Genomic DNA, 25,417 nt, shown 5'->3' on the forward strand with positions numbered 1-25,417 from the left:
AGCGGAGCAATGAGCGGCTCACAAGGCCAATTCGATAACGTCTGATAATCGGAAATAACCATGCTGATGAACACTCCACGCTTCACGCTCAAACCTTTGGTGGCAACGATGTCTCGCCACCGTTTTGTTCCGCTGTATCTGGTGGCCATGGGGATGGGCGCCGGGACCGTGCAAGCGGCCGAGGACGACAACAGCAGCGTGCCGGCAGCCGCTGTCGTGGCGGCGCCGACCACGCAACTGCAACGGGTCGAAGTGACCGGTTCGGCGATTCGCCGGGTCGATGCGGAAACGGCGGTGCCGATCACCATTCTCAAGGCCGACGAGCTACGCAAACAGGGCGTGACCACCACCGCCGAGCTGGTCCAGCGCATCACCGGCAGCCAGTCGATCAATAACAGCGCCGGCTCGGTCGGTGCGGCCACGGGCGGTGCGTCGTTTGCCGACATGCGCGGCATCGGCGCGAACAAGACGCTGGTGCTGCTCAACGGTCGGCGCCTGGCCAACAACGCTTTGTCGGGCACCAACTCGGCGGGCGGCGCGGTGGATCTGAACATGATCCCGTTTGCCGCCATCGAGCGTGTCGAAGTGCTGCGCGACGGCGCCTCGGCCCTGTACGGCACCGACGCCATCGGCGGCGTGATCAACTTCATCACCAAAAAATCCCTGACCGATGGCGCGTTGACCCTCGGCGGCGAAACCCCGACCCACAGCGGCGGCGGTGCGACCAAGGACATGAGCGCGAGTTGGGGCTACGGCGATCTGGAAGAAGACCGCTTCAACGTCCTCGGCGTGTTCAACTACAACAAGCAGCAGAACCTCGACGCCAACGACCGCTCGTTCGCCAATGACTACTCGCCCGGTCGTGGTCTCGATCAGACCTCCGGCACCGCGTTCCCCGGCAACTACAGCCAGAACGGCAACGCCACCAACCCGTTGGCCAACAGCAATTGCAACGGTCCCAACCTGATCGGCCGCGACGGTTTGTGCCGCTTCAGCACCCGTGAATACATCGACCTGGTGCCGCAGACCGAGAAGACCTCGTTCTTCGGCAAGACCACCGGCAAGCTGGGCGACGACCACAACGTCAACCTCGAATATTTCTGGTCGCGCAACAACAACGCCACCGCCGTCGGCCCGGCGCCACTGACCGGTCTGAGCCTGGATTCCTCATCGCCCTACTACCCCGGCAACGGCATCACCCCGGCGCCAACCGATTTCGCCCTCGACCCAACGCAACCAGTCGACGTCAACTGGCGCGAGACTGCCGCAGGTCCGCGCGAATCCAAAGACCAGAACACCAGCCAGCGTTTTCTGTTGAGCTTCGACGGTCTGGTCGGCGGCTGGGATTACAACCTCGGCGCCTCGTATAACCAGAATAAAATCGTCTCCAGCGTCACCAGCGGTTATGTCAGCGATCAAGCGATGATCGACGGTCTGGCCAGTGGTTTGCTCAACCCGTTCGGCCCACAAACTGCCGCGGGTCAGCAGTACATCGACGCCGCTGCGTACCACGGCGCCTATACCACCGCCGTGGGCCGCGTCGCCGGTTTCGATGGCCGGGTCAGCCGTGAAATCGGTGACTGGTTCGGCGCAGGCCCGGCCGGTCTGGCCTTGGGCGGCGAGTACCGCAAAGAGAAATTCCATCAGGACTTCGAGGCGTTTGCCGGCGACATCCAGAGCCTGGGCATCGACCCGGCGGGCAGCGTCGAAGGCGACCGTAGCGTCAAAGCCGCCTATGCCGAAATCAACGTGCCGGTGCTCGACAGCCTCGAGTTGTCCGCCGCCGTGCGCCACGACAAATACAGCGACTTCGGCAGCACCACCAACCCGAAATACTCGTTCCGTTATCAGCCGCTCAAAGAGCTGGTGGTGCGCGGCGCCTACAGCGAAGGCTTCCGTGCGCCATCGCTGTACGAGCTGTATTCGCCGCGCAGCATCACTTACACCCAGGGCTACTACAACGATCCGGTGCTGTGTACCGGCGGCGTGGTGCAACCGGGCGGCAACGGTGGTCGCGATTGCGGTCAGCAGTTCCTCAACCAGATTGGCGGCAACGAGGATCTGGCCCCGGAGAAAGCGCGCAACGTGACCCTGGGCTTCGTCTATCAACCGATCAGCAACCTCTCGGTAGGTCTGGACTTCTGGTGGATTCACATCTCCAACCAGATTCAGCCGTTCCCGGAATCCACCGTGTTCGATCAGGCCGGCTCTTATCAGGATCGCTTCGTGCGCAACGCCGACGGCACGCTCAACTACATCGTCACCGGCAACGCCAACCTCGGCATCGTCGAAACCAACGGTGTCGACGTGTCGCTCGACTATCGCTTCCCGAACACGCCGTACGGTCAGTTCGGCCTGGGCCTGCAAGGCACCTATGTTGACGAGTACGACTTCCAGAGCACCATCAAGGGACCGTTCACTGACAAGGTTGGCGATTTCCAGGGTGACGGCGTGATCGCGCGCTGGAAGCACAACCTCACCGGCAGCTGGAGCTTTGGCGCGGCGCGGGCAGCGCTGACCAACCGTTTCACCACCGGTTACAACGACTACGACCGCGAAACTCATGCGCGCGTGGCGTCGTATTCGGTGTGGGACCTGTCGGCCGGCTACACCTTCAACAAGGTGCTGGATGTCGATGCCGGGATGAAAAACGTGTTCGACCGCAACCCGCCGTTTTCCAACCAGGCCTACAACTTCCAGAGCGGTTATGACCCGCGCTACACCGACCCGCTGGGCCGGACCTTGTTTGCGCGCATGACGTATCACTTCTAACGGCACAAAACACCGCAACACCGGATGAATGCAAACCTTTGTGGCGAGGGAGCTAGCTCCCGCTTGAGTGCGCAGCACTCACAAGGAATCTGCATGGTCAAGCTGATTTTGGGGGCCGCTTCGCAGCCCAGCGGGAGCAAGCTCCCTCGCCACAGTTTTCAGCGTTGCTAGTGAGTTTTCGGGCTTAGAGGAAAAACTTCATGAGATTCATGCGCAACATGGCTGGCTTGCTACTCGGCAGTGCGCTGCTCTGCGCCGGCACCCCAGCGCTGGCCGCCGGCAGTCATGCGCTGACGGTCTACGGCGAGGCGCCGAAGTATCCGGCCGGCTTCAAGCATTTCGATTTCGTCAATCCCGACGCCCCCAAAGGCGGTTCGCTCAGCCGTGCTTCGATGGAAATCGGCCAGTACAACTACATCACCCCGTATGCCGATCAAGGCATTTCCGTGGTGCAGGTCAATGACTGGGTGTACGCGCCACTGGCGTTCCGTTCGCTCGATGAGCCCTATACGGTTTACGCGCTGGTCGCGCAGCAGATCGAGCGCGACCCCGAAGGTTTGTGGGTGCGTTTCACCCTTAACCCCAAGGCACGCTTCGCCGACGGCACGCCGATCACCGCCGAAGACGTGCGTTACACCTTCAACCTGCTGATGACCAAGGGCAGCTTGAGTTATCGCCAGCAATACGCCGACGTGCAAGACGTCTTGATCGAAGGTCCGCGCCAGGTGCGCTTCACCTTCAAGAACAACCTCAATCGCACCCTGGCGCTGGATCTGGCGACGATGCGTGTGTTGCCCGAGCACTGGTGGAAAACCCGCGACTTCGCCGATGGCGGCGGTTTCGAGCCACCGCTGGGCAGCGGCCCGTATCGGGTGAGCAAGGTCGACGCCGGGCGCAGCATCAGTTTTCAGCGTGACCCGGACTGGTGGGGCAAGGACTTGCCGGTCAGTCGCGGCCTGTACAACTTCGACAGCCTGACGGTGAATTTCTACGGCGACACCGACGTCGCCCGTCAGTTGTTGCAGGCTGGTGCGTTCGATTACAACCGTGAGTTTTCGTCCTCGGGTTACGTCGTTGGCTACGACAGCCCGGCCCTGCGCGACGGGCGCCTGCAAAAAGCCATTCTGGCACCGGAAAAACCTACCGCTGCCCAAGGCTTTGTATTCAACCTGCAGAACCCGATCTTCCAGGATCGCCGGGTGCGCCAGGCGATCAGCCTGCTGTGGGATTTCGAGTGGACCAACAAGCAGATGATGCGCGGCTTTTACGTGCGCCAGAACAGCTTTTGGCCCAAGAGCGAAATGGCCGCCAGCGCCCTGCCCGACGCCGAAGAACTGAAGATCCTCGAACCGCTGCGCGGCAAGGTGCCCGACGAAGTGTTCACCACGGTGTATGAGGCGCCGAAAACCGATGGCAGCGGCTACATCCGCGACAAGCAACTGCAAGCGCTGAAGCTGCTCGCCGAGGCTGGCTGGACGGCGAAAAACAATCACTTGGTCAACGCCGCCGGCGAGCCGCTGGAGTTCACTTTTCTCGACGGCCAGGGTGGCTTCGATCGCATGCTGCTGCCGTTCAAACGCACCCTCGCGCAGATCGGCATCACGCTCAATTTGCGTCGCATTGACTCGGCGCAGTACATCAACCGCCTCAACGCTCGCGACTACGACATGATCGTCTGCGCTTTCCCGCGCAGTGGCGATCCGATCGTTTCCCCGGGCCGCGAGTTGTACAGCCTGTACGCCTCGCAAAGTGCCACGCAAGTCGGCAGTTCGAACGCGATGGTGCTGGCCGATCCGGCGGTCGATCAACTGATCGACGGGCTGGTCCAGGCCAACAGCCGCGAGGCCATGGTGCATTACGCCCGTGCGCTCGATCGGGTGCTGCAATGGGGTTACTACATGATTCCCAACTACTACTCCAAAGGCACGCCGACGGTGTATCAGAACCGCTTCGGCATGCCCGCCGTGCAGCCGGCCTATGACGAAGGCCTCAACACGTGGTGGGAAGTCTCGGCCAAGCCGCTGACGACTCAGCAGATGAGCACTCAACTCGCGGGGGGCCAATGACATGCTGCGTTATCTGAGCCGCCGTTTGCTGCTGATCATCCCGACGCTGTTGTGCATTCTGGTGGTGAATTTTCTGATCGTACAAGCCGCGCCCGGCGGGCCGGTGGAACAAGCCATCGCGCGCCTGCAAGGCTTCGGCGGGCACAGCATGGGCGGCGGTGGCGAGGTCGCCGCGACTGGCGGCGCCGGGCGCAGCAGCCGTGGTCTGGACCCGGCGCTGATCGAGGAAATAAAACACCATTACGGCTTCGACAAACCGCTGCACGAACGCCTGTGGCTGATGCTGAAAAACTACGCGCAGCTGGATCTGGGCAGCAGCTTCTTTCGCGGCGCCAAGGTCACTGACCTGATCGTGCAGAAGCTGCCGGTGTCGCTGTCACTGGGCTTGTGGGCGACGTTGATCACCTACCTGATTTCGATCCCGCTGGGCATTCGCAAAGCGATCAGGAACGGCAGCGCCTTCGACGTCTGGAGCAGCACGGCGATCATCATCGGCTACGCCCTGCCAGCGTTTCTCTTCGCGATCCTGTTGATCGTGGTGTTCGCCGGCGGCAGCTACGTCAACTGGTTTCCGGTGCAGGGGCTGGTCTCGGACGATTTCGCCACATTGAGCACATTGGGCAAGGTCGGCGACTACCTCTGGCACCTGGTGTTGCCGGTCACAGCGCTGGTGATCGGCGGTTTTGCCACGCTGACGATCCTGACCAAGAACAGCTTTCTCAACGAGATCAGCCGCCAGTACGTAATCACGGCGCGGGCCAAGGGCCTGACCGAACGCCGCGTGCTTTACGGCCATGTGTTCCGCAACGCGATGCTGTTGGTAGTGGCCGGGGTGCCGTCAGCGCTGATCGAAGTGTTTTTCGCCGGCTCCCTGCTGATTGAAACCGTCTTCAATCTCGATGGCCTCGGGCGCATGAGCTACGAAGCAGCGGTGTCACGCGATTACCCGGTGGTGTTCGGCGCGCTGTTTCTGTTCACCCTGTTCGGCCTGCTGATCAAGCTGATCGGCGACCTCTGCTACACCCTGCTCGACCCGCGCATCGATTTCTCGGCGAGGACTGCCTGATGTTCACACTGTCTCCACTGGGTCAGCGCCGCGTGGCGCAATTCAAGGCCAACCGCCGTGGGCGCTGGTCGTTGCGGCTGTTTATCGGTCTGTGCCTGATCTGCCTGGGCGGTGAGCTGATCGCCAACGACAAGCCGCTGGTGATCCGCTACCACGATGCCTTTTACTTTCCGATCCTCAGCGATTACCTGGAAACCGATTTCGGCGGCGAGCTGCCGTTTCAGCCTGACTACGCCAGCAGTTACGTGCACAAGCTGATCGAGGATCAGGGCGGCTGGATGCTGTTTCCGCCGATCCCGTTCAGCTACGACACGGTCAACTATGACCTCACTGAACCGGCGCCGAGTCCGCCGTCATCGAGCAATTGGCTGGGCACCGATGATCAGGCGCGGGATGTGTTGGCGCGGGTGATTTTCGGCACACGGATTTCGATTCTGTTTGCGCTGATCCTCACCGCCATCAGCGCATTGATTGGCGTCGTTGCCGGGGCGTTGCAGGGTTACTACGGTGGCTGGGTCGACTTGATAGGGCAACGCGTACTGGAAATCTGGTCGGGGCTGCCGGTGCTGTACCTGCTGATCATTTTGTCCGGGTTCGTCTCGCCGAGTTTTTGGTGGTTGTTGGGGATCATGGCGCTGTTCTCGTGGCTGGCGCTGGTCGATGTGGTGCGCGCCGAGTTTCTCCGTGGGCGCAATCTGGAGTACGTAAAAGCCGCGCGGGCGCTGGGCCTGAGCGACAGCGAACTGATGCGTCGGCACATTCTGCCCAACGCGATGACCTCTACCCTCACCTACCTGCCGTTCATTCTCACCGGCGCCATCGCCACGCTGACCGCGCTGGATTTTCTCGGCTTCGGCATGCCCGCCGGCACCGCGTCGCTGGGCGAGCTGATCGGCCAGGCCAAGCGTAACCTGCAAGCGCCGTGGCTGGGACTGACAGCGTTTTTTTCCCTGGCGCTGATTCTGTCCTTGCTGGTTTTCATGGGTGAGGCCTGCCGCGATGCATTCGATCCCCGATCCTGATCCCCGGAGCTGAGATGAACGACAATCTGATCGAAATTCGCGACCTGCGTGTGGCCTTCGCCGGGCAGGCAGTGGTCCACGGTTTGAACCTCGACATTCGCCGTGGCGAGTGCCTGGCGCTGGTCGGCGAGTCCGGCTCGGGCAAGTCGGTGACGGCGCATTCGATCCTGCGTCTGCTGCCAGGCAACAGCGTTAGCAGCAGCGGCGCAATCCGCTACAACGGGGTCGACTTGCTGCACGCCAGCGAACAGCACATGCGCGGCTTGCGTGGCAACCGCATTGCGATGATTTTCCAGGAGCCGATGACCTCGCTGAATCCGCTGCACACGGTGGAAAAACAAGTCAGCGAAGTGCTGGAAGTCCACAAGGGTCTGAAGGGCCGCGCTGCCCGCGCGCGCACCTTGGAGCTGCTGGAACTGGTTGGTATTCGCCAGCCGTTGCAGCGACTCAAAGCCTATCCCCATCAACTCTCCGGCGGCCAGCGACAACGGGTGATGATCGCCATGGCGCTGGCCAACGAACCGGAGTTGCTGATCGCCGATGAGCCGACCACGGCGCTGGACGTGACGGTGCAGCAGAAAATTCTCGAACTGCTGATCGAGCTGCAGCAACGCCTTGGGATGTCGCTGTTGCTGATCAGCCACGACCTCAATCTGGTGCGGCGAATCGCTCAGCGCGTGTGCGTGATGCGTCAGGGCGAGATTGTCGAGCAGGCCGATTGCGAGACGCTGTTCCGAGCGCCGCAACACCCCTACAGCCGCTTGTTGATCGAGGCTGAACCGAGCGGCGCGCCGGTACCCAGTGAGTACGATCACAACCTGCTGGAAGTCGATGATTTGAAGGTGTGGTTTCCATTGCCGAAAAACCTGTTCAGCCGCAAACAGGATTACATCAAAGCCGTGGACGGTGTCAGTTTCACCCTGCAACGCGGCAAGACGCTGGGCATTGTTGGCGAGTCCGGTTCGGGCAAGTCGACGCTGGGTCAGGCGATCCTGCGGCTGGTCGAATCGCAGGGCAATATCCGCTTCGGCAACAAGCAGTTGAGCCTGTTTAATCAGCGTCTGATGCGCCCGTTGCGGCGGCAGATTCAAGTGGTGTTTCAGGACCCGTTCGGCAGCCTCAGCCCGCGCATGTCGGTGCAGCAGATCATCGCCGAAGGCCTGCTGACCCATGGCATCGGCAGCGAGGCCGAGCGTGAGGCGGCGGTGATTCGCGTGCTCGGTGAAGTCGGTCTCGATCCGCAGAGCCGCCATCGTTATCCCCACGAGTTTTCCGGCGGCCAGCGCCAGCGCATTTCCATCGCCCGCGCGCTGGTGCTGGAACCTTCGCTGATCCTGCTCGACGAACCGACTTCGGCGCTGGATCGCACGGTGCAGAAACAGGTGGTGGAGTTGCTGCGGCAATTGCAGATCAAGCATGGGCTGACCTATTTGTTCATCAGCCATGACTTGGCGGTGGTGCATGCGCTGGCGCATGACTTGCTGGTGATCAAGGATGGCAAGGTGGTTGAGCAGGGTTCGTCGCGGGAGATTTTCGCTGCGCCACAACACCCCTACACCCAGGAACTGCTCAACGCCTCGGGCCTCAAGCCACACACAACCCCTTGTAGGAGTGAGCCTGCTCGCGATAGCGGTATGCCTGTGACATAAATGCTGGCTGACACGACGCTATCGCGAGCAGGCTCACTCCTACAGGGGGATCGGTGGTGTCTGGAATTTATTTTCCCGGCCCTGCATCCAATCGCCTCCGCCACGGGTAGTCCCTGTAACAGCCCACTCCCGGGTTGTCAGTGACCTAGCCTTTTTCGGAGAAACATCGGATGAACATCACCCAGTTGATTGGCCTCACCGGTTTGCTCGCCATGACCTCGACGACTTTTGCGCAAAGCAGTTATCCCGACGCGATCAAGGTGCCGGACGGGCACAAGGTTGCGCTGGAAACCACCGGGGTCGGCGAGATCACGTATGAATGCCGCGACAAGCCCAATGCCGCCGGCCAGACCGAGTGGACGTTTGTCGGCCCCAAAGCGGTGCTCAATGATCGCAGCGGCAAGCAGGTCGGCACCTACTTCGGCCCTCCCGCCACCTGGCAGGCCAAAGACGGTTCGAAGGTCACCGGCACGCAATTGGCCGTGGCACCGTCGACGCCCGGCAACCTGCCCTACCAGTTGGTCAAGGCCAATCCCGCCGAGGGCAAAGGCGCGATGACCGGAGTGAGTTACATCCAGCGTGTCGCGCTCAAGGGCGGTGTGGCCCCGGCCAGCGAATGCACGGTGGCGAACAAGGGCAAGCAGGAAGTGGTGAAATATCAGGCCGATTATATTTTCTGGGCGGCTAGCTGATCGTCGGGCACACAGCAAATCCCCTGTAGGAGTGAGCCTGCTCGCGATAGCGGTGTGTCAGCCGACATATTGTTCACTGACACACCGCCATCGCGAGCAGGCTCACTCCTACAAGGGGAACTGTGTGGTTTTGAAGAATGTGAGCTAGATTGCACGCCATGCCCTTACCCGATTCCATGTTCGATTACGAAGCCCGCCTCAAAGCCTGTGCCCGGGGCGAGCGTGCGGCCCTGCGCGATTTGTATGTGCAGGAAGGTGCGCGGCTGCTCGGTGTCGCCAGGCGGCTGGTGCGCGATACGGCGCTGGCGGAGGACATCGTGCAGGAAGCCTTCATCAAGATCTGGAACGGCGCCGCCGGGTTCGACCCCGCGCGCGGTTCGGCGCGGGGCTGGATGTTCAGCGTGACCCGGCACCTGGCCTTGAACCAGCTGCGCAATCAGGCTCGGGAAATGCCGCTGCGCGAAGAACATCAAGCAGCGGCGCCTGACGAGGCCTTCGACGCCCATTCGGCGCGCATTCATCGCTGTCTGGAGCAACTGGAACCGCAACGACGCACTTGCATCCTTCACGCTTACGTCGACGGTTACAGCCACGCGCAGATTTCCGCGCGCCTCGACACGCCGCTGGGCACCGTCAAAGCGTGGATCAAGCGCAGCCTCAACGCCTTGCGGGAGTGCATGGGATGACCAGCGAATCAGCGCAGGAACGGGATGAACTGGCCGGCGAATATGTGCTCGGCACGTTGTCGTTCGAGCAGCGGGTCGAGGTGCAACGCCGCTTGCCCAATGAGCCCGAACTGCGTGCGGCGGTCGACGCGTGGGAGCGGCGTTTGCTGGAGTTGACCGATCTGGCCGAACCTCAGCAACCGTCGGCGCAGCTGTGGCCGCGCATCGAGCGCAGTCTCGAACGGCTGACGGTTAAAGAACCGCTGACTTCGTGGTGGAACCTGCTGCCGCTGTGGCGCGGTTTGAGTGCTGCCGGTCTGGCCGCAACTTTGATTCTCGGCACGATTCTGCTGACCCAGACCACGCCGAAACCGAGTTATCTGGTGGTGTTGGTCGCGCCGCAGGACAAGGCGCCGGGCTGGGTGATTCAGGCGAGCAATACGCGCGAGATCCAGTTGATTCCGCTGGGGGTGGTCGAGGTGCCGGCTGACAAGGCGCTGGAATTCTGGACCAAGGCTGACGGCTGGTCGGGACCGGTGTCATTGGGGCTGGTCAAACCGGGGCAGGCCTTGTCGGTGCCGCTGGACAAGTTACCGCCGCTGCAACCGAATCAATTGTTTGAGCTGACGCTGGAAGGCGCCAATGGCTCGCCAATCGGCAAACCGACCGGACCGATTCAGGCGATCGGGCGTGCGGTGAAAGTCCTCTAAGGCTCTAATACACGGTTGCCAGCAACCATCATCGCCGTCGATGTTCACCATCATGGCAATGAAGTTCTCATAAAAAAATCCGGGCGTAACATCGGCTCCATACCAACCAACAACACCCCGGAGCACACCCTCATGAAACGCCAGACTCTTCTCAGCATCGCCTTCTCGGTTTTCGCAGTAAACGCTTTCGCCGCCACCCCGGCGCACACGCTGGTCGCCGAAGGCGGCTCGGACAAGCTGATCGAAAGCCGTCTGGCTGAAGGTGGCTCGGATCGTCTGATCGAACGCCGCGTGGCCGAAGGTGGTTCGGATCGTCTGATCGAACGCCGCGTGGCCGAAGGTGGCTCGGATCGTCTGATTGAACGCCGCGTAGCCGAAGGTGGCTCGGATCGTCTGATTGAACGCCGCGTAGCCGAAGGTGGCTCGGATCGTCTGATCGAACGCCGCGTGGCCGAGGGTGGCTCGGATCGTCTGATCGAACGCCGCGTGGCTGAAGGCGGTTCGGATCGTCTGATTGAACGTCGCGTGGCCTGATGCACGACTGCAAGCGCAACACCCCAGAGAAACCCGGCTCCCGCAGCCGGGTTTTTTATGTCCGCAGGATCAGCCGGCCTTGGCCATGCACCGCTTGTAGCGCTCGTCCACGCGTTTGGCGAACCACGCTGTCGTGAGTTTTCGGGTGATTTTCGGGCTCTGCAGCACGATTCCCGGCAATACCGCGCGCGGTAACGGCTTGCCTTCGGCTCGCTCCGCCAGTTCGAACACGCGCTGATAGAGCTTGGTCTCTTCGAACTCCAGCGTTTTGCCCTTCTCCAGTTGATCGCGAATCGTCGGGTTGCGCATGCCCAGCGACTTGCCGAGGGTGCGCACTGCCAGTTCGGTGCTGCCGGGCATGATTGAATCGTAGCGAATCAAATCACCGTCCAGGGTCAACGCAATGCCGGAAGCGCGGCTGACCGCGTTCTGAAACGCGGCGTTGCGGCTGGCGTACCAGCCGGCGTTGAAATCGGCGAAGCGATACAGCGGCTCGCGGTAATTCACCGGGTAACCGAGCAAATGGGCGATGCCGAAGTACATGCCACCGCGACGGCTGAACACTTCGCGGCGAATCGTGCCGTCCACCGGGTACGGGTAGTCCTTGGCGTGTGCCTCGGCAAATTCAATGCTGACCTGCATCGGTCCGCCGGTGTGCACCGGGTTGAAGCCACCGAACAACGTACGGCCCATCGGCACCATGCCGATGAAATCGTCGAAAATGGCGCTCAACTCCTTTTCGCTGCGCGCTGCATTCAGGCGTTCGCTGTAAGTCTTGCCATTGGGCGAGCGCACTTGCAGAGCGCCGCTGACCAACAGGCTGGGGATGTGCACCTTGGCCGCGCGACGGTTGATTTCGTCGCGGGCGATCTTGCCCAGACCGGGCACCGCCGGATCGGCCTGGAAGGTGGATTCCTGTTCTGCCACGGCCAGTACCGAGCAAATATTCTGCGTGGTTGTGCTGAAGCCCTGCGCGGCAAACGCGGCGTAAATATCCGTGGCCCAGCCCTGGCGGTCGGCGGTTTTCGCCGGCAGCAGACGAACGATCTCAGCCTTCACTTCAGCCGGTGGGCGCGGCGCCGGTTCGTGGCTGCGCTGGCTGGCGCAACCGGCGAGCAGCAGCAAAGCGCCGAGGGCAATGATCAATCTTGGGGTGTGCATGTTGTTCCTTCCAGTCCGTTGTGCCGCGCTCACCATACGTTCAGCGGATGGCGCAGGCTAGGACTGCGATGTCGAACGCCTGTTCCCTCGGCTTGCGCGCCCCCTGTGGCGAGGGCTTGCTCCCGCTCCAATCCCTGTGGCGAGGGAGCTTGCTCCCGCTCCGCCCCCTGTGGCGAGGGAGCTTGCTCCCGCTCGGCGGCGCAGCCGTCGCAAACCCGGCCCCCCGGTTATCTGCTGCACCGCGATGACAGGATTCGCGCCGCTTCGCAGCCCGAGCGGGAGCAAGCTCCCTCGCCACAGAACCCGCCCGAGGGGGAGCAAGCTCCCTTGCCACAGAACCCGCCATAGAGCCTTCCAGGCTGGTCACAATCTGATTGCAAAACGTTACTGCGAAAACCTATCATTCGCGCCTGGAGTCGTATTTGCGCAAGGAGTTGCGCGCTGTCCTTATTTTTCCAACCGGCCGCGCGCCTCCAGGTAATCGACATGCCCGCTTCAGCTCGACTCGGCGCCCCCTTGCGCCCGACATTGCTTGCCCTTCTGTGCTCCCTGCCCTTCACCGCTCACGCCGCTGAAGAAAACCGCAAAGAGCTGGTGCTGGACGACGTCAACATCAACGCCCAGGCCCCGACACCCAACGCCCTGCCCCCGGTCTACGCTGGCGGTCAGGTCGCCCGCGGCGGCCAGTTGGGCGTGCTGGGCAATCAGGACATGATGGATGTGCCCTTCAGCGCTGCGTCGTATACCGAGCAATTGATCCAGGATCAACAGGCCGAAGACGTCGCCGACGTGCTGCTCAACGATGCATCGGTGCGGCAGGCCTCGGGGTTCTCCAACCAGGCGCAGGTCTTCATGATTCGCGGCCTGCCGCTCAATGGCGATGATATTTCCTATAACGGCCTGTACGGCGTGCTGCCACGGCAGATCATTTCCACCGACGCCCTGGAGCGCGTGGAAGTGTTCAAAGGCCCCAACGCCTTTATCAACGGCGTGACCCCGACCGGTTCGGGCATCGGTGGCGGCGTCAACCTGCAACCCAAACGTGCCGGCGACGAACCGCTGCGCCGCTTCACCACCGACATCAGCAGTGAAGGCCGCGTCGGCCAGCACCTGGACATCGGCCAGCGTTTCGGTGAAGACAACCGGTTTGGCGCGCGCATCAACTTGTCCCAACGCGAAGGCGATACCGCCATCGACCACGAAAACCAGCGCTCGAAGCTCTTTGCCATCGGCCTCGATTACCGCGGCGATGCGCTGCGCCTTTCCGGCGACTTCGCTTACCAGAAAGAACGCGTCAACGGCGGCCGCAGTTCGGTCAACCTCGGCACCGCCACGCACCTGCCGGACGCGCCGTCGGCCGACACCAACTACGCGCCGGAGTGGGGCTACACCGATATCGAAGACACCTTCGGCATGCTTCGCGCCGAATACGATCTGAACGACAACTGGACGGCCTACGCAGCCGGTGGCGCCAAGCACACCCGCGAAGTCGGCCGCTACAACTCGACCACGCTGGTCGGCAACAACGGTGCGTCGTTCACCACCGGCTCGTTTGTGCCCCATGACGAGGACAACACCAGCGTCATGGCCGGGCTCAACGGCAAATTCAACACAGGGCCTGTCAGCCACAAGCTCAATGTCGGCCTCACCGGGATCTGGGCCGAGCAGCGCAGCGCCTATGATTTCGACTTGACCCGCTACCCCAACAACATCGATCACCCGGTACAAACCCCGGCGCCGGTCGGCAACTTTGCCGGCGGCGATCTCAATGACCCGGGCATCGTCGGCAAAACCTTCAACCGCAGCGTGGCGATCTCCGACACCCTCGGCTTCTTCGATGATCGCCTGCTGGTCACCGCCGGCCTGCGTCGTCAGCAGATGGTCGTGCAAGGCTACAACTACGCCAGTTGGGGCAGCGGCGGGCGCAAATCGAGCTACGACGAAGCGATCACCACGCCGGTGTACGGCATCGTGTTCAAGCCGTGGGAGCATGTGTCGCTCTATGCCAACCACATCGAAGGCCTGGCGCAGGGTCCGACCTCGCCGACCAGCTCCGGCGGCTTTCGCGTCACCAATGGCAACGAAGTCTACGCACCGGCGCGCTCCAAGCAGACCGAACTGGGCGTGAAAGTCGACATGGGCACCTACGGGGCCAGCCTGGGCGTGTACCGCATCGAGCAGCCAAGCGATGGCTACTGCGAAATCAACGGTCCGACCACTTGCACCTATGTGCGTGAAGGCGAACAGATCAACAAAGGCGTGGAAATGAACGTGTTCGGCGAGCCGCTCGAAGGCCTGCGCCTGATCAGCGGCCTGACCCTGATGGACACCGAACTGAAAAATACCCTCAACGGCGCCAACGACGGCAACCGCGCCATTGGCGTGCCGACCTTCCAGTTCAATGCCGGTGCCGATTGGGACGTGCCCGGCCTGCAAGGCGTAGCGCTGAACGCGCGGATGCTGCGCACCGGCGGGCAATATGCCGACGCGGCGAACAACCTCAGCTTGCCGACCTGGAACCGTTTCGATGCGGGCGCGCGGTACGCGTTCAAGGTGTCGCAGAAGGACGTCACTGTTCGTCTGGGCGTGGAAAACCTGGCGAACAAGCGCTACTGGGAGTCGGCTCAGGGTGGGTATTTGACCCAGGGTGAACCGCGGGTGGCGAAGTTGTCGGGGACTATCGACTTTTAAGCGACCGTATCCTGTGAAAAAGGCTCCGCAGCGTGATGGCTGCGGAGCCTTTTTGTTTTTGCGGTGCTGGATCGGGCCTGCTCGCGAAGGGGCCGGAACTGACTACCTTCTACATCTGATCCATACTTGTTGCACAGCAACAGGAGGGCAGCCCCATGAACCGCAGCGACGTCCTGATCATCGGCGCCGGCCCGACCGGGCTGGTGCTGGGCCTGTGGCTGAGCAAACTCGGCGTGCGCGTGCGCATCATCGACAAGACCTCGGCGCCTGGCACCACCTCCCGCGCCCTGGCCGTGCAGGCGCGCACACTGGAGCTGTATCGCCAACTGGACCTGGCCGACACCATCGTGCGTCGCGGCCATCAAATCGCGGCGGCGAATTTCTGGGTCAACGGCAAACCCGTCGCGCAATTGCCGCTCAAGCGCATCGGCGAAGGCCTGACGCCCTACGCCTTCGTCGAAATCTTCCCGCAGGACGAGCACGAACGGCTGTTGCTTGAGCGTCTGGAAGACTATGGCGTCAACGTCGAACGCAATACTTCGCTGGAAAGCTTCGTAGAGAACGCCGACGGTCTCACCGCACATCTGCGTCTGCCCGATGGCGAGCAGGAAGTCTGTCAGGCCTGTTATCTTGCCGGTTGCGACGGCGCCCGTTCGGTAGTGCGCAAGACGCTGGACACCGACTTCCCCGGCGGCACCTATCAGCAGATTTTCTATGTTGCTGATGTGAGCGCGAGCGGCCCGGCGATGAATGGCGAACTGCATCTGGATCTCGACGAAGCTGATTTTCTTGCAGTGTTTCCTTTGGCCAGTGAAGGTCGTGCGCGGCTGATCGGTACCGTGCGTGACGAACGCGCCGAGCGTGCCGACAGCCTGCAATTCCCGGACGTCAGCAGCCGCGCCATCGACCACTTGAAAGTGCACATCGAAGACGTTCATTGGTTCTCCACCTACCGCGTGCATCACCGCGTGGCCGAGCATTTTCGCAGCGGCCGCGCCTTTCTGCTCGGTGATGCCGCCCATGTGCACAGCCCTGCCGGCGGCCAGGGCATGAACACCGGCATCGGCGATGCGATCAATCTGGCCTGGAAACTCGCCGCCGTGCTCGGCGGTGGCGCTGAGCCCAAGCTACTCGACAGCTACGAAACCGAACGCATCGCCTTCGCCCGCCGACTGGTGTCGACCACGGACAAAGTCTTCAGTTTTGTCACCGCCGAGGGCCGCATGGCAGATATGTTGCGCATGCGCTTGGCGCCGTTTCTGATCCCGAAAATGGCCGCGTTCGAGGCCAGCCGCGAGTTCCTTTTCCGTACGGTTTCGCAAGTCACCCTCAACTACCGCGGCATGCCACTCAGCCAGGGCGTGGCCGGGCATGTGCACGGCGGCGACCGCTTGCCGTGGGCACATGATGGTGAAGGCGATAACTATGAACCGCTAAGACAGCCGTGCTGGCAAGTGCATGTGTACGGCGATACCAGTGACGAGATGATTGCCTGGTGCCATGAACACCATCTGCCGCTGCATGTGTTCGACTGGCGCCCGGCGTTTGAAACGGCGGGTCTGGGGCGTAACGGCTTTTACTTGCTGCGCCCGGACACTTATGTGGCGATTGCCGAGAACAGCGCCGACCCGAAAGTGATAGAGCGCTACTTGCGCGATCACGGGATTCGGCCTTACTTCAACTGACACTCCACAACCCCAAATGTAGGAGTGAGCCTGCTCGCGATGGCGGTTTACCCGACATGAATTTGTCGACTGACACACCGCTATCGCGAGCAGGCTCACTCCTACAGTTTGGATTTGTGTTGAGGTTTAGATCCCCGCCAGCGCCAGGTCCATCGCAAAGTAGGTAAAAATCAAATCCGCGCCCGCCCGCTTGATCGCGCCGAGGCTCTCGCGCACCACGCGATCCTCATCGATCGCCCCGGCCTGGGCAGCGAACTTGATCATCGCGTATTCGCCGCTGACCTGATACGCCGCCAGCGGCAGGTTCGACGCTTCACGGATGTCACGGATGATGTCCAGGTACGCACCGGCCGGCTTGACCATCAGCGCATCGGCGCCTTCCTGCTCATCCAGCAGCGATTCGCGCAGGGCTTCGCGGCGGTTCATCGGGTTCATCTGGTAGCTTTTGCGGTCGCCCTTCAACGCACTGCCACCGGCCTCGCGGAACGGCCCATACAGTGCCGAGGCGAATTTGGTCGAGTAGGCCATGATCGGAATCTGCGTGAACCCGGCGGCGTCCAGCGCCTGGCGGATCGCCCGCACCTGACCGTCCATCGCCGCCGACGGTGCAATCACATCAGCGCCGGCGCGGGCCGCAGCGACGGCTTGTTTGCCGAGGTTGATCAGGGTCTGGTCGTTGTCGACTTCGTGGTTGTGCATCACGCCACAATGGCCGTGATCGGTGTACTCGCAGAAGCAGGTGTCGGACATCACGATCATCTCCGGCACGGCGTCCTTGGCGATGCGCGACATGCGCGAGACCAGGCCGTCTTCGCGCCAGGTATCGCTGCCATTGCTATCCAGGTGATGGGACACGCCGAAGGTCATCACCGATTTGATACCGGCGCGGGCATAGCGCTCGATCTCGCTGGCCAGTTTGCGCTCGGGAATGCGCTGCACGCCGGGCATGCTGGTGATCGGCACAAAATCGTCGATGTCTTCCTCAACGAAGATCGGCAGTACCAGATCGTTCAGACTGAATTCGGTTTCCTGGAACAAAGTGCGCAGGCTCGCATTGCGGCGCAGACGGCGGGGACGTGCTTCGGGGAACTGACTGGACATGGGGCCTTTCCTGAAAACAGCGGATGAGACGAAAGTCGTAGGGGGTGAAGCTTATGCCTTGCGGCAGGCGAGGGACAAACCTGGATCAATCAACAGAGCGTTACTGAGTCTGCAATAATCTGCGGACCATCATAAATCTCCTACAAGGGGAATGTGTTGAGTCAGGACGGGATGGTCAGGCCGCGAATGACCGCCGGCCGGGCGAGAAAGCGCTCCAGCACCCGCGTGACATTGGGGAAGTTCTGGATGCCGACCAGATCGCCGGCCTCATAGAACCCGATCAGGTTGCGCACCCACGGGAACGTGGCGATATCGGCGATGGTGTAACGCTCGCCCATGATCCAGTCGCGGCCATCGAGGCGCGTGTTGAGCACGTTGAGCAGGCGCTTGCTCTCCTCGACATAGCGGTCGCGCGGACGCTTGTCCTCGAAGTCCTTGCCAGCGAATTTATTGAAAAACCCGAGCTGGCCAAACATCGGTCCGACGCCGCCCATCTGGAACATCAGCCACTGAATGGTTTCGTAGCGCAACGCGCCTTCCTGAGCGAGCAACTGGCCGCTCTTGTCCGCCAGATAAATCAGGATCGCGCCGGATTCGAACAACGGCAGCGGCTTGTCTTCCGGGCCGTGCGGGTCGAGGATTGCCGGGATCTTGTTGTTCGGGTTCAGCGAAAGAAACTCCGGCGACGTCTGGTCGTGGGTGTCAAAGCCGACGCGGTGCGGCTCGTACGGCAAGCCGATTTCTTCGAGCATGATCGACACTTTGACGCCGTTGGGCGTCGGCAGGGAGTAGAGCTGAATCCAGTCCGGGTACTGCGCCGGCCATTTCTGGGTAATCGGGAATGCAGACAGATCGGTCATTGGAAGCATCCAGTCACAAATTGAAAGCCGATCATAATGTAGGCCTGCTGCAGCGCCTACACGAACCGTAACATCCAGTCGCTAACTTACCCCCAAGCCGTTGAAGGTTGCCGTTAGAGTGCTGCGCACTTGCACGATCGAACCAAATGGCCCTCAGGAGACTCTGAGCTATGCCTTTTCGCAGAGGAAGCTGTTCACGACAAGGAAACGCCCGGTGCTGGGAGCCCGCGGTGCAAAGGTTTGTCAGCCTTAACCGATTTGCTGAAGAACCCTTTATTTCATGACGAACCTTATGCGTTTCGCCAATCGCTTCAAACATCGCGCGTACGTGGCCCTGCCCTCCCTGCTGGCAGTCAGTGCGCTGTTTTTGTCACTCGAATCAAGCGAAAGCCGCGCGCAACCGGCGGACGGCACGCAGACGCTGGTGTTCCTGCGCCATGCGGAAAAACCAGAAGGCGGCCTCGGCCAGCTCAACTGTCAGGGCCTGAACCGTGCGATCGACTTGTCGACGCTGCTGCCGGAAAAATTCGGCAAGGCCGATTACGTGTTCGCCGCCAACCCGACGCGCAATGTCGAGGAAGGTGAGCTGGACAATTCCTACAGCTACATCCGCCCGCTGATGACCATCAGCCCGGCCGCGATCAAGCTCGGCCTGCCGGTGAACATCGAGTTTTCCGCCAACGACACCAGCGATCTGGCCCGCGAACTGCTGGATGAGAAATACCACAACTCGACGATCTACACCGCGTGGTCCCATGGCTATCTGCCGGAGCTGATCAACAAGGTGGCGGGCAACGCGGTCGGCAAAAAACAGAGCATCACCGAAGACTGGGCAGGCAGCGACTTCGACTCGCTGTACGTGCTGACGCTGAAGTGGCACAACGGCAAGGCCAGCTTGCAGAGTCACAGTTACAAACAGGGGCTGGATAATGGCAAGGACACGTGTCCGACCTGAGTTTTGTATCGCTTGATCGGGCCCCTTCGCGAGCAGGCTCACTCCTACATTTGAAATGCGTTCCACCTGTAGGAGTGAGCCTGCTCGCGATGAGGCCGACAAATCCACCGCTAAGCCTTCTGACTCACCCGCCCTCGCAAATACTCGATCACCGCCCCACGCTCCCCGGCGAACTCGATCCGCCCGCCCTTCTTCTCGCGCTGGAACACATACATCGGGTCGTAATACTCGCGCAGCAAACCCTCGATCCAGCCGCGATGCAAATCCACCGCACCGCTACGCCCCTGCTCCGCCAGCGCCTGCTCCATTAACAGCAGCATCCGCGAATGGCGCTCGCCACCAAGACGCTTCTGCACGTTGTTGAGACTTTCCAGCAAACGCTCGGCGAACAACGCAAAGCCGTTGTCGCCATGGACTTGGGCAAACTCCGCCGAAAGGTCAACCACGTAATCGCGCAGGATCCGCTCGACACGATCCTCGAAACGGTCTTCCAGCCAGACCATCGGGTACGCCTGCATGCCTTGGTATAGCGGCAGCGGCAAGGCGCAACTGCCAACCACCCGGCTCTCATCCTCCAGCACAAACTGATCGATACCGGCGTCACGTTTCTTGAGAATGTCGATGGCCAGGCGATTCTCGAAATCGATGTTCGACGGCTGCCCGGTGGCGCGCTTGCCGAAGCTGGAGCCGCGATGGTTGGCGTGACCTTCCAGGTCCAGGCCATTGCGCAACTGCACCAGCACCTCGGTCTTGCCGGTGCCGGTCATGCCGCCCAGCAAAACAAAATCACACTGCGCGATAGCCTGATCAAGGGTATCGATGAGGAAATTGCGCATCGCCTTGTAACCGCCACCAACACGCGGATAGTCGATGCCGGCCTCGTCACGCAGCCACTGCTGGGTGATCTGCGAGCGCAAGCCACCGCGAAAACAATATAAAAAACCGTCGGGATGGGCCCGGGCGAACTCGGCCCAGGCCTGAATGCGCTCGGCCTTGACCGCGCCGGACACCAGTTGATGGCCGAGTTCGATGGCGGCTTGCTGCCCTTGCTGCTTGTAGCAGGTGCCGATCTTCTGCCGTTCCAGATCGTTCATCAGCGGCAGATTGACCACGCCGGGAAACGCGCCTTTGTGAAACTCGACCGGGGCACGGGCGTCCATCATCGGTCTGTCGTTGAGAAAAATGTCGCGGTAGTCGGTGCTGGCGCGGAGCATCAAATCACCTCGACCGCGTTCGTCTGTCGCTCAACCAGCTCGCCGATCGGCGCCAGGTCCAGGCCCAGTTCGGCAGCCACGCAAAGGAACTCGTCGTTGCCTTCAGGGGTGACCGCAATCAGCAGACCGCCGCTGGTTTGCGGATCGCACAGCACGCGTTTGTGCAGCTCCTGCACGCGGCCGACCTTGCTCGAATAGCTGTCGAAGTTGCGCAGCGTACCGCCCGGCACGCAGCCCTGATCGAGGTAGTACTCGACGCTGTCCAGACGCGGCACGCGGTCGTAGGCGATGCGCGCGGTCAATTGACTGCCATCAGCCATTTCCACCAGATGCCCGAGCAGGCCAAAACCGGTGACGTCAGTCATCGCGGTGACGCCGGCAAGCTTGCCGAAACGGCTGCCGGGCTTGTTCAGGGTGCACATCCAGTCACGGGCCACGCCGACATCGGCGGCGCGCAATTTGCCCTTTTTCTCGGCGGTGGTGAGGATGCCGATGCCCAGCGGCTTGGTCAGGTACAACAGGCAACCGGCAGTGGCGGTGTCGTTGCGTTTCATGTGGCGCTTTTCCACCAGACCGGTCACCGCCAGACCGAAGATCGGCTCCGGCGCATCGATCGAGTGCCCGCCGGCCAAGGTAATCCCCGCCGCATCGCACACCGCACGGCCACCCCGAATCACTTCGCGCGCCACTTCCGGCGCCAGTACATTCACCGGCCAGCCGAGGATCGCAATCGCCATCAACGGATCACCGCCCATCGCGTAGATGTCGCTGATCGCATTGGTCGCGGCGATGCGGCCGAAGTCGAACGGGTCATCGACAATCGGCATGAAAAAATCGGTGGTCGACACCACGCCACGCTCGGCATCGATCTCATACACCGCCGCGTCATCGCGCGACGCATTGCCGACCCAGAGCTTTGGATCGAGGTTTTGTGCGCCGCTACCGGCAAGGATCACTTCCAGCACCTGCGGGGAAATCTTGCAGCCACAACCGGCGCCATGGCTGTATTGGGTCAGACGAATCGGCTCGCTCATGGGGGAGTCTCTGGCTATGAATGGGGCGGATTCTAGCAGAGCGCGAGACAGCAGATTTTTATGCTGACTGAGCGGCCCCTTCGCAAGCAGGCTCGCTCCCACATTTGAACGCAATTCCCTGTGGTAGTTAGCCTGCTCGCGAAAGCGGTGTGTCAGTCGCCGGATGTTTAGCTGACACACCGCCATCGCGAGCAGGCTCACTCCTACAAGGGTTCGATGTGTGTGGGGAATGTACGTCAGGGAATCAAAATGATTTTTTCCCCGCCGCCCTGATTGACCTCGGCGTAGCGCGCCGGCCCCTCTGCCAGCGGTACTTCTATCAACCCTTGCGGCAATGGCAACCGATCCTCATCGAAGAGCCGGCCAAATTGCTCAAGCATCGCCGCGCACGCTTCCACGCCGTACAACAACGAATTGATCCCGACCACCGAGCCGCCCTTGCGATACAGCGCCAGCGCCGGCAATTGCACGTGGCCGTCCACCGGTGCGGCGATGATTGCGATGCGCCCGAAGGTGGCCAGTGCCGCCACCGAGGCCGGTAGCCAGAAACCGGTGGTGTCGAAGATCACGTCGGCGCCGCCGCGATACACCGCGTTGACCTGTGCGCCGAGTTCTTCAGGACGGTCGAGTTGAATCGTTTGGTAGCCCTGCGCCTGCAGATCCGCTACCTGCTCAGGCCTGCGCGCCGCCGCTAGCACCTGCGCGCCACGCACTTTCGCCAAAGCCAAGGCCGCCGTCGCCACAGCCCCGCCGCCGATCACCAGCAAGCGCGTGTCGGCGCTGACCAGGCTGCGTTCCAGCGCATCCCACGCCGTGGTGTACGGCACGCCTAGGCTGGCTGCCTGGGCGAAACTCAGATGCGCCGGTTTGTGCGCCACGCCGCTGGCCGGCAGCTTGACGAATTGCGCATGGGCGCCGTCGGCGAAAAAGCCCAGCTCACGGCCGGTGCCCCAGACTTCCTGACCGATCAACGCTTGCGGCCCCTCCACCACCACACCGGCAAAATCTCGACCCGGAATGCGAGGCAACGTGGTGTAGGGAAAACGACCGAGCACGTTTTTTACATCGCTGGGATTGAGGCCGGCAGCCTTGATCTGCACCAGCACCTCATCGACGCCGGGGGCCGGGGTCGGGACGTCAACGAAACGCAGGGAAGACAGGTCGCCGGTTTGATCGAATTGCAACGCTTTCATGGGCACATCCACCGAATAGGAAAAGGCAAATTCAGGACAACCAACCAGCGACCAATTGCCGGCCCATCGGCCACAACTGCTCGCCGGCCAACATGCCGAGCAGACCGACCAGCGCGATGGCTGGCGGCGCGGGAGAACGGAAATCGAGCGCGCCGTAGAGCAGGCCGACGCCCAGGCCGATGGCCAGAGAAATGAGGTAGTTCATGGGGGAACTCCGCCGCTTGAAGGAATAGGCAGAGTCTAGGGAAAGGGGCGCAACGGCATCGGCCAAGGACTTCTGAATTTCGGACAAACCTGAGTTCACCGAACCCCTTTGTAGGAGTGAGCCTGCTCGCGATAGCGGTGTATCAGGTAAACATTGATTGACTGACACACCGCTATCGCGAGCAGGCTCACTCCTACAGAGGTTGCGTTCAGCCAGTGATAAATTGTGAAGGCGCCACCCCCAGCTCCCGGCGAAACATGTCGCTGAAGCTGCTTGGCGAATAGCCCAGCTCGCGGGCGATGGCACCCACCGCCACGCCCTGGATCAACGCGGCCACGGCCGTCGCCAGTTGCACCTGACGCCGCCATTCGGCGAAGCCCATGCCCAGACTGTCCTTGAACAACCGCGCCAGCGTGCGCACGCTGGCCCCGGCGTTCTGCGCGTGTTGCTCGAACGGAATTTCCAGCGACGGCGCTGCCATGACCGCCTGACACAAGCTCATCAAACGCCGGTCGGACTGGTCCGGCATCGGAATCTTCAACTGCGAACGCCTGGCACGTTGCAACTCCAGCAGCGCCAGCCCGACCAACGCTTCGTAATACGCGGGCTGACCGTTGTCGCCCTGCTCCACCAGCCCGATGATCAACTCCCGCAGCAAACCGCCGACCTCGATCACCTGCACCGTCGCATCCAGCGTCGCCGCCAGGGCCGGACGCAAATAGATGTTGCGCATCTGCAAGTCCGACACCACACGAATCCCGTGCGGCACCCCAGGCGGCAGCCATACCGCGCGCTGCGGTGGCACCACCAGCGCTTCGTGGGGCGTCTCGACCCACATCACCCCGCTCATCGCATACAGCAACTGGCCCCATGCATGCTCGTGCGGCTCGATAAACAAGCCACGCGGATAGGTTCGCGCCAGCGGTTGCACGGGCACATCGGTATCACTCAGATCAGGCGGCGCGGCAAGGGCCATGGCGGGCATTCACGCAGGGTTGACGAAGCCGCCATGGTAACCAGCGAGCCCACCCGTCGCCAACGATAGAGACCGTCGGACAATCCAAAGGAATTTTCCCGGCCCACTGCGTTCCTTTTAATACCACAGGGAGGAATACGGGCTTTATGAACAACGCAAAACTCTACGTCATCGACTACACCCTTCATGGCACAGCCAAGTCGTTCATTATCCGCTCGGACAAAATGGACAACGCCGAAGCCTGGCATTGGGCAAGCTGCGACGCGGGCGTCGGTCGAATCCCGCGCTTTGGCCGTGAACAGGTGCAGAAGACCAGCAAACCGATGGCAGAAAAATTCGGCCTGGAAAACGTCACCTGGCGCCAGACCAAATGAACATATCGGCCTGACCGGACAAGGGGGAATTGCCCGATGAACGACACCTGCCACCCGGCCCGGCTGGACTACGGCCTGACCACGTTCTTTGGCCAAATAACCAAAACGGTAAACTGCGAAGTCGGGCTGGAAACAGTCGCGGACGACCCTTACCGCTTCACCTTGTGCGTCAAGGCACCGGTGCCGGATGACCTGGATCAGGCGAAAATCATCGTGATCAAGGTCGAAGGGCGAACACTGCAAGGCACTGTGCGGCATGTGGAACGGCGCGATGACGACAGTCTGAAACTGGAAGTGGAGCCTGATTAGGCTCCACTTTTTTTATGGCCGTCGTTATTTCGGATGGGCGCAACCGCAACCCTTCGTTGCACATTCTTCACCGTGTTTATGGTGATGCGCGCAGGCTTCGCAGCAATAGTGTTTGCCGTGCACAGCGTACGAATGCTCGCCCTCCTTGATCATGCAATTACAGTTGGGGCAGTCGCATTTTTTATCAGGCATGGAACAGACTCCTTGAGTAGTGGTTGTCTGAGGCTTGAATGCAAACCGTGAGGGACAGTGTAGGAGGTGGTTGCAGAGTGTGCAGGTATCGAGGGACTGAGTTACGGACAGATTGCATTCGCGAGCAGGCTCGCTCCTACAATTGAATCGCGTGGAGCCTGATGGATATGGGTCGGCTTGCAGGCCGCCTTCGCTGGCAAGCCAGCTCCCACAGAAAAGCAAAAGCAAAAGCAAAAGCAAACCGCGTTGGCTTCTAACCACTCATCACGATGAGCGTTAGCTCAAGTAAAG

The 25,417-nt window shown here is 61.4% G+C and carries 23 protein-coding genes; 14 read left to right on the top strand and 9 right to left on the bottom strand.

Translation table 11 applies throughout. The annotated features are described in order from the left end of the window. Nucleotides 1-60: 60 nt before the first annotated feature. The 9 genes from HU743_RS24335 (at nucleotide 61) to HU743_RS24375 (ending at nucleotide 11,176) form a co-directional block, all read left to right on the top strand. Nucleotides 61-2,772 (top strand): TonB-dependent receptor, encoded by a 2,712-nt coding sequence (locus tag HU743_RS24335; protein ID WP_186651694.1) that lies wholly within the window; start codon nucleotides 61-63, stop codon nucleotides 2,770-2,772. Nucleotides 2,773-2,972: 200 nt separating this feature from the next. Then, complete coding sequence (locus tag HU743_RS24340) at nucleotides 2,973-4,838, top strand: extracellular solute-binding protein (protein WP_186651696.1); 1,866 nt, start codon at nucleotides 2,973-2,975, stop codon at nucleotides 4,836-4,838. A 1-nt stretch (nucleotide 4,839) separates the two neighbouring features. Further along, complete coding sequence (gene yejB / locus HU743_RS24345; protein WP_186551784.1) at nucleotides 4,840-5,904, top strand: microcin C ABC transporter permease YejB; 1,065 nt, start codon at nucleotides 4,840-4,842, stop codon at nucleotides 5,902-5,904. Then, the gene (locus HU743_RS24350) at nucleotides 5,904-6,926 is read left to right on the top strand and encodes an ABC transporter permease (RefSeq protein ID WP_186651698.1); all 1,023 of its coding nucleotides are present in this window, start codon (nucleotides 5,904-5,906) and stop codon (nucleotides 6,924-6,926) included. Before yejB ends, HU743_RS24350 begins: the two co-directional genes overlap by 1 nt. A 14-nt stretch (nucleotides 6,927-6,940) precedes the next feature. Beyond that, a complete protein-coding gene (locus tag HU743_RS24355) occupies nucleotides 6,941-8,575 on the top strand; it encodes an ABC transporter ATP-binding protein (protein WP_186651700.1) in 1,635 nt (544 codons plus the stop codon). Between the two features lie 170 nt (nucleotides 8,576-8,745). Further along, nucleotides 8,746-9,267, top strand: a complete 522-nt coding sequence (locus HU743_RS24360) for a DUF3455 domain-containing protein (protein WP_186651702.1) — start codon at nucleotides 8,746-8,748, stop codon at nucleotides 9,265-9,267. A 158-nt stretch (nucleotides 9,268-9,425) separates the two neighbouring features. Further along, entirely contained in the window at nucleotides 9,426-9,953 is a 528-nt protein-coding gene (locus HU743_RS24365) for a sigma-70 family RNA polymerase sigma factor (protein ID WP_186651704.1), read from the top strand. Beyond that, complete coding sequence (locus HU743_RS24370; RefSeq protein ID WP_186651706.1) at nucleotides 9,950-10,642, top strand: anti-sigma factor; 693 nt, start codon at nucleotides 9,950-9,952, stop codon at nucleotides 10,640-10,642. The genes HU743_RS24365 and HU743_RS24370 overlap by 4 nt, the downstream gene beginning before the upstream one ends. A gap of 132 nt (nucleotides 10,643-10,774) precedes the next feature. Next, on the top strand, nucleotides 10,775-11,176 hold the full coding sequence (locus HU743_RS24375; protein WP_186651708.1) for a hypothetical protein: 402 nt from the start codon (nucleotides 10,775-10,777) through the stop codon (nucleotides 11,174-11,176). 69 nt (nucleotides 11,177-11,245) lie between these two features. On the opposite strand, the gene HU743_RS24380 is transcribed toward HU743_RS24375, so the two are convergent. Beyond that, nucleotides 11,246-12,337: a DUF1615 domain-containing protein gene (locus HU743_RS24380; protein WP_186651710.1), complete on the bottom strand. Its 1,092-nt coding sequence runs from the start codon at nucleotides 12,335-12,337 to the stop codon at nucleotides 11,246-11,248. Between the two features lie 486 nt (nucleotides 12,338-12,823). Here HU743_RS24380 and HU743_RS24385 point away from each other — a divergent pair, with 486 nt between their 5' ends. Next, nucleotides 12,824-15,028, top strand: a complete 2,205-nt coding sequence (locus HU743_RS24385) for a TonB-dependent siderophore receptor (protein WP_186651712.1) — start codon at nucleotides 12,824-12,826, stop codon at nucleotides 15,026-15,028. A 155-nt stretch (nucleotides 15,029-15,183) separates the two neighbouring features. Beyond that, on the top strand, nucleotides 15,184-16,713 hold the full coding sequence (locus HU743_RS24390; protein ID WP_186651714.1) for an FAD-dependent monooxygenase: 1,530 nt from the start codon (nucleotides 15,184-15,186) through the stop codon (nucleotides 16,711-16,713). A gap of 126 nt (nucleotides 16,714-16,839) precedes the next feature. On the opposite strand, the gene hemB is transcribed toward HU743_RS24390, so the two are convergent. Together hemB and HU743_RS24400 are read right to left on the bottom strand one after the other, a co-directional pair. Next, nucleotides 16,840-17,814 carry a porphobilinogen synthase gene (hemB, locus tag HU743_RS24395; RefSeq protein ID WP_186651716.1) on the bottom strand — a complete coding sequence of 325 codons (975 nt, stop codon included), beginning with the start codon at nucleotides 17,812-17,814 and terminating at the stop codon, nucleotides 16,840-16,842. 161 nt (nucleotides 17,815-17,975) lie between these two features. Continuing rightward, the gene (locus tag HU743_RS24400) at nucleotides 17,976-18,674 is read right to left on the bottom strand and encodes a glutathione binding-like protein (RefSeq protein ID WP_186651718.1); all 699 of its coding nucleotides are present in this window, start codon (nucleotides 18,672-18,674) and stop codon (nucleotides 17,976-17,978) included. Nucleotides 18,675-18,954: 280 nt separating this feature from the next. Between HU743_RS24400 and HU743_RS24405 the strand changes: the two genes are divergently transcribed. Beyond that, nucleotides 18,955-19,629 (top strand): histidine phosphatase family protein, encoded by a 675-nt coding sequence (locus HU743_RS24405; protein ID WP_186623145.1) that lies wholly within the window; start codon nucleotides 18,955-18,957, stop codon nucleotides 19,627-19,629. 110 nt (nucleotides 19,630-19,739) lie between these two features. Here HU743_RS24405 and mnmH read toward each other — a convergent pair whose 3' ends face one another. The 5 genes from mnmH to HU743_RS24430 form a co-directional block, all read right to left on the bottom strand. Further along, on the bottom strand, nucleotides 19,740-20,843 hold the full coding sequence (mnmH, locus tag HU743_RS24410) for a tRNA 2-selenouridine(34) synthase MnmH (protein WP_186651720.1): 1,104 nt from the start codon (nucleotides 20,841-20,843) through the stop codon (nucleotides 19,740-19,742). Beyond that, the gene (gene selD, locus HU743_RS24415; protein WP_186623141.1) at nucleotides 20,843-21,877 is read right to left on the bottom strand and encodes a selenide, water dikinase SelD; all 1,035 of its coding nucleotides are present in this window, start codon (nucleotides 21,875-21,877) and stop codon (nucleotides 20,843-20,845) included. The genes mnmH and selD overlap by 1 nt, the downstream gene beginning before the upstream one ends. 236 nt (nucleotides 21,878-22,113) lie before the next feature. Continuing rightward, nucleotides 22,114-23,070: a zinc-binding alcohol dehydrogenase family protein gene (locus HU743_RS24420; RefSeq protein ID WP_186651722.1), complete on the bottom strand. Its 957-nt coding sequence runs from the start codon at nucleotides 23,068-23,070 to the stop codon at nucleotides 22,114-22,116. Between the two features lie 31 nt (nucleotides 23,071-23,101). After that, nucleotides 23,102-23,275, bottom strand: a complete 174-nt coding sequence (locus HU743_RS24425) for a DUF1427 family protein (RefSeq protein ID WP_007969534.1) — start codon at nucleotides 23,273-23,275, stop codon at nucleotides 23,102-23,104. A 208-nt stretch (nucleotides 23,276-23,483) separates the two neighbouring features. Then, a complete protein-coding gene (locus HU743_RS24430; protein ID WP_186651724.1) occupies nucleotides 23,484-24,260 on the bottom strand; it encodes a helix-turn-helix transcriptional regulator in 777 nt (258 codons plus the stop codon). Nucleotides 24,261-24,397: 137 nt separating this feature from the next. Here HU743_RS24430 and HU743_RS24435 point away from each other — a divergent pair, with 137 nt between their 5' ends. Both HU743_RS24435 and HU743_RS24440 read left to right on the top strand, forming a co-directional pair. Beyond that, the gene (locus HU743_RS24435) at nucleotides 24,398-24,625 is read left to right on the top strand and encodes a DUF6555 family protein (protein WP_186551761.1); all 228 of its coding nucleotides are present in this window, start codon (nucleotides 24,398-24,400) and stop codon (nucleotides 24,623-24,625) included. 36 nt (nucleotides 24,626-24,661) lie between these two features. Beyond that, entirely contained in the window at nucleotides 24,662-24,934 is a 273-nt protein-coding gene (locus HU743_RS24440) for a hypothetical protein (RefSeq protein ID WP_186634076.1), read from the top strand. Between the two features lie 24 nt (nucleotides 24,935-24,958). Here the strand turns inward: HU743_RS24440 and HU743_RS24445 are convergent, their stop codons facing one another. Beyond that, a complete protein-coding gene (locus HU743_RS24445; RefSeq protein WP_186651726.1) occupies nucleotides 24,959-25,126 on the bottom strand; it encodes a metallothionein in 168 nt (55 codons plus the stop codon). Nucleotides 25,127-25,417 lie beyond the last annotated feature (291 nt).

The sequence above is a fragment of the Pseudomonas sp. SWRI99 genome, from assembly GCF_014270125.1.
Classification (GTDB): domain Bacteria; phylum Pseudomonadota; class Gammaproteobacteria; order Pseudomonadales; family Pseudomonadaceae; genus Aquipseudomonas; species Aquipseudomonas hamedanensis.

What these genes read in the sequence shown, in the direction of transcription:
- HU743_RS24425 (WP_007969534.1), bottom strand. Translation starts at nt 23,275, where the DNA reads ATGAACTACCTCATTTCTCTGGCCATCGGCCTGGGCGTCGGCCTGCTC.
- HU743_RS24350 (WP_186651698.1), top strand. Translation starts at nt 5,904, where the DNA reads ATGTTCACACTGTCTCCACTGGGTCAGCGCCGCGTGGCGCAATTCAAG.
- HU743_RS24430 (WP_186651724.1), bottom strand. Translation starts at nt 24,260, where the DNA reads ATGCCCGCCATGGCCCTTGCCGCGCCGCCTGATCTGAGTGATACCGAT.
- selD (WP_186623141.1), bottom strand. Translation starts at nt 21,877, where the DNA reads ATGAGCGAGCCGATTCGTCTGACCCAATACAGCCATGGCGCCGGTTGT.
- HU743_RS24400 (WP_186651718.1), bottom strand. Translation starts at nt 18,674, where the DNA reads ATGACCGATCTGTCTGCATTCCCGATTACCCAGAAATGGCCGGCGCAG.
- HU743_RS24340 (WP_186651696.1), top strand. Translation starts at nt 2,973, where the DNA reads ATGAGATTCATGCGCAACATGGCTGGCTTGCTACTCGGCAGTGCGCTG.
- HU743_RS24335 (WP_186651694.1), top strand. Translation starts at nt 61, where the DNA reads ATGCTGATGAACACTCCACGCTTCACGCTCAAACCTTTGGTGGCAACG.
- HU743_RS24380 (WP_186651710.1), bottom strand. Translation starts at nt 12,337, where the DNA reads ATGCACACCCCAAGATTGATCATTGCCCTCGGCGCTTTGCTGCTGCTC.
- HU743_RS24420 (WP_186651722.1), bottom strand. Translation starts at nt 23,070, where the DNA reads ATGAAAGCGTTGCAATTCGATCAAACCGGCGACCTGTCTTCCCTGCGT.
- HU743_RS24445 (WP_186651726.1), bottom strand. Translation starts at nt 25,126, where the DNA reads ATGCCTGATAAAAAATGCGACTGCCCCAACTGTAATTGCATGATCAAG.
- HU743_RS24405 (WP_186623145.1), top strand. Translation starts at nt 18,955, where the DNA reads ATGACGAACCTTATGCGTTTCGCCAATCGCTTCAAACATCGCGCGTAC.
- mnmH (WP_186651720.1), bottom strand. Translation starts at nt 20,843, where the DNA reads ATGCTCCGCGCCAGCACCGACTACCGCGACATTTTTCTCAACGACAGA.
- HU743_RS24370 (WP_186651706.1), top strand. Translation starts at nt 9,950, where the DNA reads ATGACCAGCGAATCAGCGCAGGAACGGGATGAACTGGCCGGCGAATAT.
- HU743_RS24375 (WP_186651708.1), top strand. Translation starts at nt 10,775, where the DNA reads ATGAAACGCCAGACTCTTCTCAGCATCGCCTTCTCGGTTTTCGCAGTA.
- HU743_RS24355 (WP_186651700.1), top strand. Translation starts at nt 6,941, where the DNA reads ATGAACGACAATCTGATCGAAATTCGCGACCTGCGTGTGGCCTTCGCC.
- HU743_RS24390 (WP_186651714.1), top strand. Translation starts at nt 15,184, where the DNA reads ATGAACCGCAGCGACGTCCTGATCATCGGCGCCGGCCCGACCGGGCTG.
- HU743_RS24385 (WP_186651712.1), top strand. Translation starts at nt 12,824, where the DNA reads ATGCCCGCTTCAGCTCGACTCGGCGCCCCCTTGCGCCCGACATTGCTT.
- HU743_RS24435 (WP_186551761.1), top strand. Translation starts at nt 24,398, where the DNA reads ATGAACAACGCAAAACTCTACGTCATCGACTACACCCTTCATGGCACA.
- HU743_RS24360 (WP_186651702.1), top strand. Translation starts at nt 8,746, where the DNA reads ATGAACATCACCCAGTTGATTGGCCTCACCGGTTTGCTCGCCATGACC.
- HU743_RS24440 (WP_186634076.1), top strand. Translation starts at nt 24,662, where the DNA reads ATGAACGACACCTGCCACCCGGCCCGGCTGGACTACGGCCTGACCACG.
- HU743_RS24365 (WP_186651704.1), top strand. Translation starts at nt 9,426, where the DNA reads ATGCCCTTACCCGATTCCATGTTCGATTACGAAGCCCGCCTCAAAGCC.
- hemB (WP_186651716.1), bottom strand. Translation starts at nt 17,814, where the DNA reads ATGTCCAGTCAGTTCCCCGAAGCACGTCCCCGCCGTCTGCGCCGCAAT.
- yejB (WP_186551784.1), top strand. Translation starts at nt 4,840, where the DNA reads ATGCTGCGTTATCTGAGCCGCCGTTTGCTGCTGATCATCCCGACGCTG.